The organism is Hydrogenophaga sp. (genome assembly GCF_965657535.1).
GTDB lineage: Bacteria > Pseudomonadota > Gammaproteobacteria > Burkholderiales > Burkholderiaceae_C > Hydrogenophaga.
Map to the genome: position 1 here is coordinate 523778 of NZ_CBFHOP010000001.1, position 15005 is coordinate 538782.

Sequence of the window (15005 nt, forward strand, 5' to 3'; positions counted from 1 at the left end):
GAGCGCTTTATGTTGAAACTTGTCAGAACCGATGCCATACCCGGCTCCCCGGACAACGCCGCCAGCGATTGGCCCGCCGTGGCTGGCGAACTGATTCAGGCCCGCCAGACCGTGCTGCCCAAGCGCTTGCTGGGTCCGGGCCCCGACGCCGCGCAGCAGCACAGCATCTTGGCCGCTGCGGCCGCCGCGCCCGACCACGGCCAGCTGCTGCCCTGGCGCTTCATTGCCGTGCCGGACGCCCAGCGTGAGCGCCTGGCCGAGGTGTTTGCCCAGGCCCTGCTGGAGCGCGACGCGGGCGCCACCGGCGAACAGGTGGCGCAAGCGCGCGAAAAAGCCCACCGCGCGCCCTGGCTGATGCTGGTGGTGGTGGACGGCCTACGCGGCGACCCCGCGGTGGACCTGTCCGAGCGCATTCTCTCGGCTGGCTGCGCGGTGCAAAACGCCCTGCTGATGGCCACCGCATTGGGTTTTGGCTCGGCGCTCACCAGCGGCAAGGCGCTGAAGTCGGCCAGTTTGCGCGCCCTGTTTGGTTTGCACGACGGCGAGCACGCGCTGTGCTTTCTCAGTGTTGGTACCGTGCGCTCGCGCAAAGCAGGGCGGGTGCGCCCCGCCGTGGCCGACTACTTCAGCACCCTGGGCGAACCTCCGCTCACACCTTCTTTTTAAAAATGGCCACACCATGAACATCGCCACCTTTGACGACCTGCTGCGTGCCGCTCGCACGCAACCTTTGCCGCAGCGCCTGCTGTTTGTGTTGGCCGGCATCGAGCTGCCCGACGACGCCACCCCCGCCGAGCGCGCCGGTTTCGAGCGCGGCGAAGGCGGTGCGCTGGTGCCCCAGATGTGCGTGGACAAGACGCCCGACGAGCTGACCTCGTTTGAGCAGTTCAAACAGGAAGCCAGCCAGATGGGCCCCGCCTGGGGCATGGTGTTTGCCGCCGCCCTGTCGGGCAAAGCGGGCCGCGCACCCAGCAGCGAAGACGCTGAGAAGCCCCTGCAAGACATGGTGGAAGCCATCCGCATGGGCCAGTTGCAGGCCTTTATCCCGTTCAACCCGCAGGGCGAAGCGGTTCAGCTTGGCTGAAGGCACGAGAGGCGGCGCACCATGGCCACATCCATCCCGTTGAGCCAGATCACACTGCCCGGCCACCGCGCGCCTGCGGCGGGGTTTGAGGCGCCGTTCGAGATGCTGGACGCCTGCCACGAGCGCGTGCAGCGCATGCTGGCGCTGCTGACCAAGCTGCAGCAACACGCGCGGGTGCATGGCTGGAGCGAGCCGGTTGCCCAGGCAGCAGCTGACGTGATGCGTTACTTTGACCAGGCTGCACCGCGCCACCACGAAGACGAAGAGCGGCACGTGTTCCCACCACTGCTGGCCGGCACCGACCCCGTGTTGCACGCCATGGTGCGCCGGCTGCAACAAGACCACCGCGACATGGAGACCGCCTGGGCTCAGGCGCGCGCGGTGCTGGTCGGGGTGTGTCAGCCACCACCGGCGGACTGGCGTGATTTTTCGCCAGAGGAAACTGCGCTGCTCAACCACTTTGCCGGCCTGTACCAGCGCCACATGGACGACGAAGACGGCATCGTCTACCCCGCAGCCCAGGCCTGTATGTCTCCCGAAACGCTGCAAGTCATGAGCGAAGACATGATGCAGCGGCGCGGTGTTCAGCCGCTGAAGGACCGCTGAGCTGCACACTGGCAGCCAAACCGAGGGACGTGAACATGAGCCTGAGTAGTCCGCATTCCCTGGCGCTTCAGACCTTCGTGTGGAGCGAACGCTTTGAGACCGGTGTTGACTTGATCGACCACCAGCACCAGGCGCTGGTGGGGTTGACCAATGCCATGGGTGAGGCGCTGGTGGGTGGCGATGCCGCTGAGTGCGAACGTATTCTGGCCGAGGTGCAGGCCTATGCGGAGTACCACTTTGACGCCTAGGAAGCCTGGTGGACGCAGGCCGGCGTGCCACCCACGGCGTTGGCTGCGCACCACGGCCGCCACAGCGAATTTAGCGACCAGCTGACCCAGTTCAGCGCGTTGTGGGCGCAAGGTGGTCAGCAGGCCGCAGCGCTGCACCGCTTTCTGTCGGCCTGGCTGATCGTGCATATCCTTGGCGAAGACCGCGAGATGGTGCAGCGGCTCAGCCAGTTGCCTGACGCGGCCGTGCAAGCGCCGCGCACCCTGGGTGACGGTGAGGTGGTGCTGCTGGAGGCGGTGCGCAACCTGCAAGGCGCGCTGGCCGGGCATTCGCGGCGGGTCGCTGAACTGGCGCAGCGCCTGGCCAAGCAGCTGGGGCTGGACGACCTGACCGTCCAGCAGGTGCTTCTGGGTGGCCTATTGCACGACATCGGCAAAATCGGTTTGCCCGACGAATTGCTGGGCAAGCCCGTGACCCAGATGAACGCACAGGAGGTGGCGCTGTACCGCAAGCACCCGGTCGCGGGGGTCCAGGCCCTGATCGCGTTGGACGACTTGCAGCCCGCCGCTAACGCCTTGCGCAGCCACCACGAGCGTTTTGACGGCAAGGGTTTTCCGGACGGTCTGGCCGGCGAAGCCATTCCGCTGGAGGCCCGGATTCTGGCCGTTGCCAATGATTTCGATGGCTTGCAGTACGGTCTGATTTCATCCCGCCGCCTGTCTGTCAACGAGGCGCTGCAGTTTGTGCAAGACCAGGTGGACCAGCGTTACGACCCGCAGGGGGTGGGCACTCTGCTGCAGGTCATGGGGCGGTCCGCCGAGGGCAGGGGGCCTGAGCGCGTGGTGTTGTCGGCCGAGCTCATGCCTGGCATGACCTTGTCGCGCGATCTGGTCACCCCTGAGGGTATGTTGCTGTTGGCGGCCGACAGTCCGCTCGAAGCGGGGCTGATCCGACGCATCCAGGTGTATCTGGGCCAGGCCGGACACCGCCCTTTGCAGGTGCATGTGCGCCACGAAGCCCCGGGCGTCGACATGCCCGCACCCGGCGCTGCCTAGAACTGGCGCAACGCGTGGCTTTCGCCGGCGTGTTGCTGCCGGCACCCGCTCCGCCAGGGCTTACCGCCCGGCTGTGACCGCCGGCAGCCAGGTGGACAGCTCCGGCACCGCTGCAATCAGCACCAGCGTCAGCAGCACCGCCAGCAAAAATGGCACCGTGGCTTTGAACAGGGGGACCATGCGGATATTGGCCTGCACCATGGCGATGTACAGCCCTGGACCCACCGGTGGCGTCACCAGGCCAATGACGGTGGCCACCGTGCACACCACGCCGAAGTGGATCGGGTCGATGCCCAGCGTGTTCACCACCGGCATCAGCAGCGGTACCACCACGATCAGCACGCTGATGCTTTCCAGGAACATGCCCAGCACCATCAGCATCGCGATCACCAGCAGCAGGAACACGAAGGGCGACTGGGTCAGGCCCTGCATGTAGGTCACCACCATGTCGGGCACACCTTGAAAGGCCAGCACCCAGCTGAGCACCGAGGCGGCCGCAATCAGGCCGGTGATGGTGGCGGTGTTGGTGGCCACGCCCAGCAAAATACCGCCCAGGTCGCGCAGCTTGATTTCGCGGTACACGAAGCCGAGCGCCAGTGCGATGATGGCCGCCACCGCGCCCGACTCGGTGGGCGTCATCACGCCGAGCATGATGCCGGCGATGACCACCACCGGAATCACGGCGGGCACCAAGCCTTCGAGCAACACCTTGACCGACTTTGAGCGGCCGCTTTTTTCGCCCGAAGGCAGGCCGGCGCCGAACACACCGTGCAGAAAGATCACCAGCGCTAGTGCCGCCACGATCAGCAGGCCGGGCACGATGCCGGCGATGAACAGCGGTGCAATCGGCTGCACGGCCACCACACCGTAAATGATCATCAGCATGGAGGGCGGGATGATGGGGCCCAGCAGGCCCGACGTCACCGTGACCGCGCCAGAAAACGCGCGGTTGTAGCCCATGCGCTCCATGGCCGGAATCATTACCTTGCTCATGACGCCGATCTGCGCCACCGCCGAGCCCAGGATGGACGCGGCCATGGCGTTGGTGAACAGGTTGGCATAGGCCAGGCCGCCCTTCAGTTTGCCCACCAGCACCTCGGCCACGGCAATCAGGCGTTGTGTGAGGCCGGCCTTGTTCATGATCTCGCCTACCAGCAAAAACAGCGGAATCGCCAGCAGGCTGTTGATTTCCAGCGCGCCATAAAACTGGATCGGCACCGAGTCGTACAGCACCGCCAGGTCGTTCGTGGCCATGAAGGCCAGCGCGCCCGCCAGGATGGCGCCCACGATGGGCAGGCCGGCAAACAGCAGGCCAAAGAAGACGATCAGGGTGATCATGCGGCGGCTCCTTTGAACAGGGCGCGCGCGTGGCGCAAGATGCCAGCGAACTGGTGAAAGGCCATGAAGGCCATGGCCAGCGGCAGCGCCGAATAGTTGTACCAGCGCGGCAGCTGGGTGGTGGCACCCAGTTCCATGCGCACCTCGGGTCGGTTGACCCATTCCCAGCCCAGCACCGCCAGGAACAGCAGCAGCGCCAGCAGCACCGTGCCCAGCGTGGCCATCAGGGCATGGCGGGCGCGTTCGGGCAGGGCGGCGGGCAAGAAGTCGATGCTCACCAGCTGCCCACTCTGCACCAGCAGCGACAGGCCAAACAGCGTGACGAACACCAGCAGCTGCACCGAAATTTCTTCAGCCCAGAAGATCGGTGCGCTGAAGAAATAGCGCATCACCACCTGCGTCATCATGATGCCGGCAATGCCCGCCGTCAGCGCGATCACCGCGCCGCGTTCCAGCTGCATCAGCCAGCGGTCCAGGGTTTGTATGGGGGCGTAAAGGGGCATGCTCGGTCTTGGGTTCAGATGGTCAAAAGCAGACAGGGCCCTGATGGGCGCTGTCTGCGGTACGGTGGCCGGAGCGGGCCGGTTTACAGACCCTTGGCCTGCTTGTAGAAGTCCGCAATCAGCGGGTTTTTGGCGGTGTACTTGTCGCGGATCGGTCCGGCCACTTTCTGGAACGAAGCGATGTCGGCGTTGACCACCTTGGCGCCGTCGGCCTTGGCTTTCACCAGGTTGCTGGCGTCGGCGTCGATGGCGGTCTTGAAGCCCCACTGCTCGGCATCGGCCACCACCTTGGTCAGCATGGCGCGCTCGGCGTCGCTGCGCGTGGCCAGCCACTTTTTGGACACCACGATCACAGCCGGAAAGGCCATGTGGTTGGTCAGCGTGAGATTGGGCGCCTGCTGGTGAAACTTCAGGCCCACCAGCGCGTCCAGGTCCACGTCCACCGCGTCAAGCAGCTTGGTGGTGAGCGACGGCGCCACTTCTGACAGTGGCATGGCGGTGGGCGCGGCGCCGTTGGCATTCCACCAGTCGTTGTAGATCGGGCTGGGGAACGAGCGCACTTTCTTGTTGGCCAGGTCTTTGGCCGAGGCCACCGGCTGCAGCGACAGCACATGGCGCATACCCGCAAAGGTGTAGCCCAGGCCCACCAGGCCGTGCTGGTCCAGGCGCTTGAGCATTTCCTTGGCGGCGGGCGTGCTGGCGGCGCGGGTCGCGTGGGCCACGTCTTTGAACACATAGGGCAGCGACCAGGCCAGGAAGGACTCTTCGCGGTTGGACAGGCCGCCCACCGTGAACACGCCGAGCTGCTGCGCACCGGCCTGCATCAGGTTGATCATCTGGGCTTCGTTGCCCAGCTTTTGCAGCGGGCTCACAGCCACTTTCATTTTGCCGCCCGAGGCTTTTTCCAGGTCGGTGGCGATCTTTTCAGACACCTGGTGCCACACGTGCGTGGGCGGCGTGATGTGGCCGAGCTTCAGGGTCTGGGCGCTGACGCCGCTGGCCACGGCGGTGAACGCGAAAGCGGCCGCGAGGCCGCGCAGGGTCTGGGTGAATGTCATGGGTTTCATGGGAGATCCTTGGACAAAGCAGCGGCCTCAGCGCGTCTGGCGCCGAAGCCTTTGCGGGTTAGAAGAGGACGGTGGAAACGGGCGGCTGAAAGGGCCTCAGGCCGCGTCGGGTTGCGCAGCTGGGGCCGCGCGCTTGAAGGCGTCGAGGCCGTTGCAGGCCTGGTCGATGGCGCTGATGAGCGGCCAGCGCGCCAGGTCCACCTTGAAGCGGCGCGCGCTTTCCACCTGGGGGATCAGGTACACGTCGGCCACGGTGGGCGCGTGGCCAAAGCTGAACGCGCCCCGCGCCGTGTCGGCCGCCAGCAGGGCCTCGTAGGCGTCAAAACCAGCGCCAATCCAGGTGGCGCACCAGGCGTTCACGGTGGCTTCGTCCGCGTTGAACTGTTTGCGCAGCGCTTCCAGAATACGGCGGTTGTTGATGGGGTGGATGTCGCAACCCACGATGGCCGCGAGCGCACGCACGCGCGCCCGATCGCTGGCCCCGGCGGGCAGCAGCGCCGGCGTGGGGTGCGTTTCTTCCAGCCACTCGATGATGGCGGGCGACTGGATCAGCACCTCGCCGTTGTCGAGTTCCAGCGCGGGCACCAGCATCTGCGGGTTCACCGCTTTGAAAGCGTCTTTCAGATGCTCTTCTTTGCCCAGGTGCACCGCCAGGTAATCGGCGCTCAGGCCCTTGAGATTGAGTGCAATGCGCAGGCGGTGCGAGGTGCCGCTGCGCCAGAAGTTGTAGAGCTTCATTCGGCCGGGCCCACGGTCAGTGCCACGTCGGCCACGCCGGCCACGCGGCCAGTGATTTGGTCACCCGCCACTACCGCGCCCACGCCTTCGGGCGTGCCGGTGTAGATCAGGTCGCCGGGCTGCAGGTGGTAGAACAACGATAGGTCGGCGATGATTTCGCGGATGTTCCAGATCAGCTTGTTCACGTCGGACGACTGCTTGGTCTCGCCGTTGACTTCCAGCGCAATCGCACCTTGCTCGATCACCACGCCTTCCATGGGCACGATCTCGGAACACACCGACGACTGCTCCACGTCCTTGCCCAGATCCCAGGGGCGGCCCTTGTCGCGCGCCACCAGCTGCAGGTCGCGCCGCGTCATGTCCAGACCGGCAGCGTAGCCGTAGATCACGGTGTGTGCGTCTTCGGCCTTCACGCGGAAACCGGCCTTGCCGATGGCCACCACCAGCTCCATTTCAAAGTGGTAGTTCTTGGTCTCGGGCGGGTAGGCCACGGTCGAACCGGACGGTGTGAGCGTCTGCGGCGCCTTGGTGAAATAGAACGGCCGCTCGACCGACTTGTCTACCGGCTTGCCCATTTCAACGGCGTGCGCGTGGTAGTTGCGGCCGACAAAGAACAGGCGGTTGATGGGAAATTGCTCGGCTTTGCCCTGGATGGCAACGGACTGAACGGCTGGTGGGGTGAAGAGGTATTGGGTCATGGTGAAAGGAGAAAGGTTGTCGGCGTGAGATGTATCAAACCGGGAGCACCGCGGGACTGGCTTTGCCAGGCCGCAGGTGTTGCCCCTTGAGGGGCGGAGCGGTTATGCGAAGCGAACAAGCACGGGGGTGGTCAACGGACCTCGTACACACCCAGCTTGCGGTGCAGCGGCGATTCGTCAGCGATGAACACAAACGCCGCCTGGTCGGCCGAGCGGTTCTTCAGCGTCACCGGCTCGTAGCCGGGTGCGCAGCAGGTGTCGGCTTCGACCAAGCCAAAGGTCTTGCCGCAGGTGGACACGTCCACACCGCCTTCGATCAGGTGGAACACCTGCGACGGCGAACGTGCAGGCAGCGTGAGCGTCTGGCCGGGCTTGAGCATCAGCGCATAGAAGCCCAGGATGTTCTCGGCATCGGTGCCGGTTTCGGGGTTCACATAGGTCACCTGCACACAGTCCAGTGCCGGCTCGTTGGCGGCCATGTTCACCAGCGCGGCGCGCGTGTCCACCCAGGGGTAGCGCAGCATGGGGTAACGCTTGTCGCTGCGGTTGAACACCTGGGTCGGCACCACGCCTGCGCGGGTCCAGGCGCGGTCGCCGCTGCCCTGCTTCACGGTCTGGCGCTCGCCGTTGATGTGGTAGCTGGCCTCCATGTAATACACCAGCGGCAGGTCGAGCACGTCGAGCCACACCACCGGGTCGGTGCCGTCGTGGCCGTGTTCGTGCCACAGGCCGGTGGGCGTCAAGATCAGGTCACCTCGGCTCATCGGGCACTTCTCACCGTCCACCGTGGTGTAGGCGCCTTCGCCTTCCACAATCATGCGCACCGCGTTGGGCGTGTGCTTGTGGCTGGGCGCCCACTCGCCGGGCAGCAGCAGCTGCATGCCCAGGTACATGGCCGGGCTGGCCTTCATGTTCTCCAGGCCGTGGCCGGGGTTGGCCAGCACCAGCACGCGGCGCTCGGCTTTTTCAATCGGGGTCAGCTCGCCGGCTTTGAGCAGCAGCGGCTTGAGCGTGGCGTAGGGCCAGTGGGTGGCCTGCGTGGCGCGCGTGGGCGTGCCCGGCGGCAGCACGGCGCGCAGGCTGGGCCACAGCGGCACCAGGTTCAGCGCCTTCAGGTCGTCGCGGTAGTCCTGCGGCAGATCTTCGAGTCGTCCGAGTTCGTGGCTCATGGGATTCTCCAAAAATAGGGATTCAATTGTTCAAACAGTTTTTGACGTTCCAGCCATACAGCCACTCGATCGCGTCGTAAAAACGCTCTTGCGTGCGACCCTTCCACAGGCTGTTGCGTACCAGGCGCTCAACGCCCGCGGCGTGGTACAGCCGGCCCATTTCGCGGCCGCTCAGCACAATGCGCGCCGTGCGGGTCACACGGCTCTGCTGGTACAGCGGCAGCGCCTTTTCCCAGTCGTTGTCGTTCACGCGCAGGGCTTCGCCCAGCGTCACCGCGTCTTCCATCGCCATGCATGCGCCCTGCGCCATGTATTGCGTGGTGGGGTGGGCGGCGTCGCCCAGCAGGGTGGCGCGGCCAAACACCCAGGTGTCGATGGGCTCGCGGTCGGCGGTGGCCCAGCGCTTCCAGGTCTTGGGCAGTTCGATGAGTTGGCGGGCCTTGGGTGCAATGCCTTGGAAGTAGCTTTCCACTTCTTCCTTGCTGCCGTCCGTCACGCCCCAGGTCTCTTGCTGGCGGCTGTGGAAGGTCACCACCACGTTGTATTGCTCACCGCCGCGCAGCGGGTAGTGCACCAGGTGGCATTTGGGGCCAGCCCAGAGGCTGGCAGCGTTCCAGCGCAGGTCTTCGGGGAAGTCGGCTTTGTCCACCACCGCGCGGTACACCACGTGGCCGGTCACGCGTGGCGGGTCGTTCACATACTGCGCACGCACCACCGACTTGCCACCATCCGCACCAATCAGCGCCTGGCCGAGCCAGCGCTTGCCGTTCTGGTCAATCGCCGTCACGGTCTTGCTCGCTTCGTCCTGCTCCACCTTGTTGATGTGGGTGTTGGTGAAGAACGCCACCTGCCCAGTTTCCACTGCGCCTTCCAGCAAAGACTTGTGCACGTCCACGCGGTGGATCACAGCATAGGGGTTGCCAAAGCGCGCCCGGAAAGCCTCGCCGGTCTCGATCTTGCCCACCTGGGTTTCGTCGAGGGCGTCGTGCATGACCATGTAGTCGGTGTACACGGCACGGCCGCGTGCCTTGTCGCCCACACCCAGCGCGTCAAATGCGTGGAAAGCGTTGGGACCCAACTGGATGCCCGCACCAATCTCACCGATTTCGGGCGCCTGCTCAAACACCTGGACCTTGAAACCCTGGCGCACCAGGGCGAGGGCGGCGGCCAGGCCACCAATGCCACCACCGGCGACCAGGACGGGAAGTTCGGACTGTACGTTGCTCATCAGGCTCTCCGTTATAAACATTGCATACATATCATCAGTATGCTTATCATAAGTGTAATGCTAACATGAAGCGTTGAAAAGTACGGGTTAACCCTGATCTCTGCCCACCATGAAAAAAGCCCAAACCGCCAGCATAGACATCGACCTGCAACCCGGCCACGCCATTCGCCGGCTGCACCAAATTTCGGTGGGCGTCTTTTTGCAGGAAGCGGGCGACCTGGGCATCACACCCGTACAGTACGCCGCACTGCAGACGGTTGGCAACCAGCCCGGCATTGACCAGCGCACGCTGGCACGCAACATCGCCCTGGATGCCTCCACCACCGGTGGCGTGGTCGACCGGCTTGAAGCCCGCGGCTGGCTGGAACGCAAGACATCCACCGAAGACCGGCGCGCGCGTCAGCTCACGCTCACCCTGTCGGGCGAACAAGCCCTGCGTGAAGCGGTGCCGGTGATGCTTCGGGCGCAAGAGCAAATATTGGCGCCGCTCACCGAAAGCCAGCGCCACACGTTCATGGCGCTGCTGCAGCAACTGGTGACACAAAACAACGAACTCAGCCGCGCACCGAGTGAGGTCACCGTCATGAATACAGACAAAAAAGTCAGTCTGGGAAGAGATGCCTAAGTCCTTGATTTCATTGGACCAGATGAGTAATTCAAAGTCAGTCTGGCCTTTTTAGTCTGAAATCGGCAGTGAGGGATGGATTTCAAGACCCTGGTTTTTTGTTACCGACCAACTTTCGGAATGAGCTGAAGTTTTCATGCCTCATCGATCCACATGCGGTCGTGCTGTCTTGCTTTTGGCAATTTTGAACAGCCGGAGCTCGCTAGCACTTCAGTGGCGGGTCAAGTTAAGGCTTATGCAACACCTGCCCGACAGCAGTGAGGGTGCTCGACCGCTTGTGCGGCTGGGCAGGTGTCACACAAGTCTTATCTAAAGACGTTGTTCGCGGTGGGTTCTCGTAAAAAACGGCTGAGGGCATTGGCCCCAGTTTGCTGCCTCACAGTCAGCTGCTACAGCACTTCTTCAGTGCTGTCATCAACGCCATCTGACACCAAACTATCCGCGTTGGACTGGCCGGGCCGGCGGAGGATCATTGGTCGCAAGCCAGTAGACGCCTAGGCGCGCCACGGTCTCTACAAACTCCGCAAAGTCCACCGGCTTCTGCACAAAGCTGTTGCAGCCGTTCTCGTAGCTCTTGAGGCGGTCCTTCTGCTCGTCCGAAGAGGTCAGCATCACGACGGGCAGCAACTCGGTTCGGGCGTCGGCGCGCAGGCGTTCGAGCACCTCCAGGCCCGACAGCCGAGGCAAGCTGATATCCAGTAGCACCACAGCGGGAAGATCGGGGCCGTCGCGGCCGGCAAATTCGTTGACACGGAAAAGGTAGTCCAGTGCTTGCTGGCCGTCGCGCGCCACGTCGATGCGGTTGGCGAGATGGGCCTTTTTCAGCGCGCGCAAGGTAAGCATCTCGTCCTGCGGGTTGTCTTCTACAAGCAAGATGGTCTTCATGTTCATGTTCATGTTCATGTTCATGTTCATGTTCATGTTCATGTTGGGGACTCTGCCTCCCGTTGATCGGGCTTGGCCGGAAATACAACTGAAAACGTAGCGCCATGGCCCGGCTCACCATGCGCGCTGATCTGGCCTCCATGGCGCTGCACGATGCGCTGAACCGTTGCCAGACCAATCCCAATGCCTGGAAACTCGTCTTGACGGTGCAGCCGCTGAAAGGCTTTGAACAGTCGAGCGGCGTGGGCCATGTCGAAGCCAGCACCGTTGTCCGAAATACAGAAACCATGCAGTCCGTCAACAGCGCATGCCCGTACACGAATCATCGGCTGCGCCGTAGCACCGGTGTACTTCCACGCGTTGTCGAGCAGGTTGTCCAGCACACAGGAAATCATGCGCTCATCGCCCTGTAGCGTCAGGCCTTGCTCGACTTCGACCGACACGAAACGCGCCGGCTCCGCCGTTGCCAGTTCGCCCAGATGACGTTGTGCCAGTCCTGACACGTCGACACAGTCAACCCGTAAATCGCCGCGTGTGCTGCGTGCAAGCGTCAACAAACCCTCAACCAGATCGGTCATCTTTCGACCAGCCAGGACGATTTGCTCAAGGAAGACCTTTGCCTCAGTGGACAAGGAGGCGGCATGATCCTCCTGTAGTGCCATGGAGAAGCCGTTCATCGCGCGCAGTGGAGCTCGCAGGTCGTGCGAAACCGCATAGGCAAACGTCTCCAGTTCTTGGTTCGCCGCCATGAGCTCAGCGGTGCGTTCGGCGACGCGGACTTCAAGGGTGGCGTTGAGTTCCCGCAGGGCAGCCTCTGCCACCTTGATTGCATCGATATCGGTGTGCGTGCCCAGCATGCGCAACGGGCGGCCGTCGACCGCGCGCTCCTGAATCCGGCCCAGCGAGAGTATCCACTTCCAGCCGCCCGACCGTGTTCGCTGGCGGAACTCGACCCGGTATTCGGGCAGGCGACCCGCCACGTAATCGTCAAAGATCCGAGAGACTGCGGGCTGGTCATCCGGGTGCATGCGGTCGCGCCACGCCAGACTGTTTTCTTCGAAGGTGGCCGGGTCGTAACCCAGCATGGTGGCGTACTCCGAACTCACCTTCGCGGTACCGGTGCTTAGGTCCAAGTCGTACAGGCCCTGGCTGGCGGCGGCCAGGGCCATGCGCAGGCGCTCTTCGCTTTCGCGCAGCGCCCGCTCGGCCGTGCGGCTGGCGCGGACGTCGCGCATGATGGTAGAAAGGAACAGCAACTTTCCCTGTGGGTCTTTGTGGCTGAGGATGAGCTGCGCCACCGGGATCTCCTCGCCATCCGAACCGAGGACCGCCGTCTCCCCCGACCAGCGGCCGTCCCGGATCGCCGTCTGCAGACCTTCGTTCAGAACGATGTCGTTGGCCCACTGGGGGTGCACACCCGAGATCACCTCCGGCAAGGGGCCTGTGGCATCAATGCCCAGCATCGCCCGCCCCGGTCCATTCAGGTAAGTGAGATGACCTTCAGGATCGGCCATGCCGACGATGTCGCTGGTGGCTTCCAGAATGGCGGCCAGTCGCTGGCGTTCCTGCTCGGCCTGCACGCGCTCGGTGATATCGCGGTCAACCCCCTGGAACCCCTGCAAGTCGCCCATGGCATCTAGAACCGGTTGGGCGTTGGATTCCAGCACCCGGTAGGTACCGTCCTGGTGGCGCCAACGAATGACGACGCCGCGCCAGCCGGTCCGATTCATACGGGATTTTTGATGGGTGCTGCCAAACAAGGCGAGGTCATCAGGATGAACCAGTGTCGCAGCGTCGATCGCCAGAAACTGCTCAACCCGATAGCCCAGGATTGCCGTGACACCTGGATTGCTGTAGGTGTGGCGGCCATGCAGATCGTGCTCCCAGATCCAGTCGGCTGAGTTTTCAGCCAGGTTGCGAAACCGTTCTTCGCTGCCGCGCAAGGCGAGCGTCTGGCGCGCCACTTCGCGCCGCAGCAGAGCCAGAAAACCCAGCGCCAGTGCAAGCAACCCCAGCACCACCGCCAGGCCCCACCAGAAGGCGGGCGGCACCCGCGGTGGCGCGCTCTGCATGCCCCAGCGCGTCAGGGCCTGAAAGTAAACAGAACCCGAATCGGCTTGCCAGGCATCCAGCCGGGCATCGATGGCGGCCAGGAGGTCATCGTTGCGACCCTTCTTGGTGGCGAAGTACAGCTTGCTGGGCAGGAACACCAGGCTCGTGGGCGACAGTCCGTGGCGGCTCGCCACACCTCCGCCTGAAAAGTGGTTGGCGGCCAACGCATCGGCCTCGCCGGAAGCCACTCTGCTGAAAGCTTCCTCAAAGGATTTCACCGGCACCAGCTCGGCGCGCAGCCCGAAGCTGGCCAGCAGGCCCGCCAGATGCTCCTGCTGGACCGAGCCGTCCAGGACGGCCAGGCGTTTGCCCTCCAGGTCGAGCACCGACTGCAGCTCCACCCCGGGCCCCCGATACACCTGAGACCAGCTGGCCAGTGCGGGTACGCGATGGAAGTCAAAGCGCTGCGCCCGCGATTCGTTGTAGGCCACGTCCGGCATCAGGTCGATTGCACCGTCCTCGAGCAGCTGCAGACAGCGCTCCCACTCACAGGGCACGGGTTCCAGCGTCCAAGTCTCGCCCTGGGCCACTTCGAGCAGCAAGTCACCCAGAATGCCGCTGGGCTGACCTTGCGGGCCGGCCAGCAGCTTGGGCGGGTTTTCGTAAACGCCCACCCGGACCAAGCGCGGCGCAGCCTGCGCAGCACTTGCCGCCACTAAGGCCAGCAAAAAAAAGACCTGCAAACAGTAGGCGCTCAGGCGCATTGCGATCCCTCCTGGCCAAGCTCAGACCAAGGCATCGGACTGCACCAAGCCAGCGATGCCGCGACAAACCGACCTGACTTGAGCGTCAAGGTGCTCCCGGCAATTGGAAGTTGGTGGTACAGGATTTCAAACGCATGAAGTCGCAAATTGAAAAGGATCAGCGCGGATCAGCGCGGAACAGCGTGAAAAAAGCTGCCAAGTGTTTGTACCCCTACTTTGATAATAGGTCAAAAACAATGGATCGAGAACGCGCGCCCGACCAGGGAAATGGCGCCTTTTATTTCATTCGGGGCGTTCAGGGTAGCAACAGTTCGGGTTGTGGGGCGCCCGCCCGCGCAGGCACAGTAGTGATGCCACTCCAACCGACATGAACCGCCCCGGAGATGGCATGGTCCGCCCACCTACAGCGCTGATGAAGTGAGACTGCCATCCTGATAGGGGTGGGGCCTCGCAGAAACGGCATCAGAGTGCCAAAGTGGGGGTTCTTGCAACCACCCAATCTGGAGGCCCCGCCATGCAATCTACAGCAACATTGCCAGTCATTGGTTTGGATCTGGCCAAGTCAGTTTTTCAGTTGCACATCGTCGATGTGGAGACCGGCGAGATTCAACGCCGACAAATCAAGCGCGCCAGGCTCACCGAGTTCTTCGCCAAGTGCGAACCGAGCTTGGTCGCGATGGAAGCATGTGGTTCATCCCACTTCTGGGCGCGAACCATCCGCTCCTTGGGGCACCAGGTCAAGCTGTTGCCGGCCCAACATGTCAAAGCGTTCTTGCTTCGTGACAAGACCGACGCAATGGATGCACAAGCGATCTGGGTGGCGGCGCAGCAGCCACACATCAAGCCGGTGCCCGTCAAGACGGAACGACAGCAAGCTTGTATGGCACTTCATGGCATGCGCCGCCAACTCATGAAGGTGCGCATCATGCAAACCAATGCGCTGCGCGGCCTCCTGGCCGAGTTCG

Annotated in this window: 16 protein-coding genes; 7 read left to right on the forward strand and 9 right to left on the reverse strand. The window is 63.6% G+C overall.

Features of this window, described 5'->3' with window-relative positions:
• Positions 1-9 precede the first annotated feature (9 nt).
• Genes ACTG4K_RS02540 through ACTG4K_RS02560 form a run of 5 tightly spaced genes read left to right on the forward strand, consistent with a single transcriptional unit; the run spans position 10 to position 2973 of the window.
• Complete coding sequence (locus ACTG4K_RS02540) at positions 10-666, forward strand: nitroreductase family protein (RefSeq protein WP_439112625.1); 657 nt, start codon at positions 10-12, stop codon at positions 664-666.
• Positions 667-679: 13 nt separating this feature from the next.
• Positions 680-1084: a ribonucleotide reductase subunit alpha gene (locus ACTG4K_RS02545; protein ID WP_439112626.1), complete on the forward strand. Its 405-nt coding sequence runs from the start codon at positions 680-682 to the stop codon at positions 1082-1084.
• Between the two features lie 21 nt (positions 1085-1105).
• Complete coding sequence (locus tag ACTG4K_RS02550) at positions 1106-1690, forward strand: hemerythrin domain-containing protein (RefSeq protein ID WP_439112627.1); 585 nt, start codon at positions 1106-1108, stop codon at positions 1688-1690.
• A gap of 35 nt (positions 1691-1725) precedes the next feature.
• Positions 1726-1938 carry a bacteriohemerythrin gene (locus ACTG4K_RS02555; RefSeq protein WP_439112628.1) on the forward strand — a complete coding sequence of 71 codons (213 nt, stop codon included), beginning with the start codon at positions 1726-1728 and terminating at the stop codon, positions 1936-1938.
• A gap of 24 nt (positions 1939-1962) precedes the next feature.
• The gene (locus ACTG4K_RS02560) at positions 1963-2973 is read left to right on the forward strand and encodes an HD-GYP domain-containing protein (RefSeq protein WP_439112629.1); all 1011 of its coding nucleotides are present in this window, start codon (positions 1963-1965) and stop codon (positions 2971-2973) included.
• Positions 2974-3033: 60 nt separating this feature from the next.
• On the opposite strand, the gene ACTG4K_RS02565 is transcribed toward ACTG4K_RS02560, so the two are convergent.
• The 7 genes from ACTG4K_RS02565 to ACTG4K_RS02595 all read right to left on the reverse strand — a co-directional run bounded on the left by ACTG4K_RS02565 (position 3034) and on the right by ACTG4K_RS02595 (position 9714).
• Positions 3034-4311 (reverse strand): TRAP transporter large permease, encoded by a 1278-nt coding sequence (locus tag ACTG4K_RS02565; protein WP_439112630.1) that lies wholly within the window; start codon positions 4309-4311, stop codon positions 3034-3036.
• Entirely contained in the window at positions 4308-4814 is a 507-nt protein-coding gene (locus tag ACTG4K_RS02570) for a TRAP transporter small permease (protein WP_439112631.1), read from the reverse strand. Before ACTG4K_RS02570 ends, ACTG4K_RS02565 begins: the two co-directional genes overlap by 4 nt.
• A gap of 83 nt (positions 4815-4897) precedes the next feature.
• A complete protein-coding gene (locus ACTG4K_RS02575) occupies positions 4898-5881 on the reverse strand; it encodes a TRAP transporter substrate-binding protein (RefSeq protein ID WP_439112632.1) in 984 nt (327 codons plus the stop codon).
• A gap of 96 nt (positions 5882-5977) precedes the next feature.
• Positions 5978-6619 (reverse strand): maleylacetoacetate isomerase, encoded by a 642-nt coding sequence (gene maiA / locus ACTG4K_RS02580; RefSeq protein WP_439112633.1) that lies wholly within the window; start codon positions 6617-6619, stop codon positions 5978-5980.
• Complete coding sequence (locus ACTG4K_RS02585) at positions 6616-7317, reverse strand: fumarylacetoacetate hydrolase family protein (RefSeq protein WP_439112634.1); 702 nt, start codon at positions 7315-7317, stop codon at positions 6616-6618. The genes maiA and ACTG4K_RS02585 overlap by 4 nt, the downstream gene beginning before the upstream one ends.
• A gap of 131 nt (positions 7318-7448) precedes the next feature.
• Positions 7449-8486 (reverse strand): cupin domain-containing protein, encoded by a 1038-nt coding sequence (locus ACTG4K_RS02590; RefSeq protein ID WP_439112635.1) that lies wholly within the window; start codon positions 8484-8486, stop codon positions 7449-7451.
• Positions 8487-8508: 22 nt separating this feature from the next.
• Positions 8509-9714, reverse strand: a complete 1206-nt coding sequence (locus ACTG4K_RS02595; RefSeq protein ID WP_439112636.1) for a 3-hydroxybenzoate 6-monooxygenase — start codon at positions 9712-9714, stop codon at positions 8509-8511.
• A gap of 109 nt (positions 9715-9823) precedes the next feature.
• Here ACTG4K_RS02595 and ACTG4K_RS02600 point away from each other — a divergent pair, with 109 nt between their 5' ends.
• Positions 9824-10339, forward strand: a complete 516-nt coding sequence (locus ACTG4K_RS02600) for a MarR family winged helix-turn-helix transcriptional regulator (protein WP_439112637.1) — start codon at positions 9824-9826, stop codon at positions 10337-10339.
• 435 nt (positions 10340-10774) lie between these two features.
• Here ACTG4K_RS02600 and ACTG4K_RS02605 read toward each other — a convergent pair whose 3' ends face one another.
• Positions 10775-11266: a response regulator gene (locus tag ACTG4K_RS02605; RefSeq protein WP_439112638.1), complete on the reverse strand. Its 492-nt coding sequence runs from the start codon at positions 11264-11266 to the stop codon at positions 10775-10777.
• Positions 11263-14040 carry a PAS domain S-box protein gene (locus ACTG4K_RS02610; protein WP_439112639.1) on the reverse strand — a complete coding sequence of 926 codons (2778 nt, stop codon included), beginning with the start codon at positions 14038-14040 and terminating at the stop codon, positions 11263-11265. The genes ACTG4K_RS02605 and ACTG4K_RS02610 overlap by 4 nt, the downstream gene beginning before the upstream one ends.
• 514 nt (positions 14041-14554) lie before the next feature.
• On the opposite strand from ACTG4K_RS02610, the gene ACTG4K_RS02615 reads away from it, so the two are divergent.
• Positions 14555-15005, forward strand: a 451-nt coding sequence (locus ACTG4K_RS02615; RefSeq protein WP_439112640.1) for an IS110 family transposase, incomplete at its 3' end; no start/stop codon positions are given.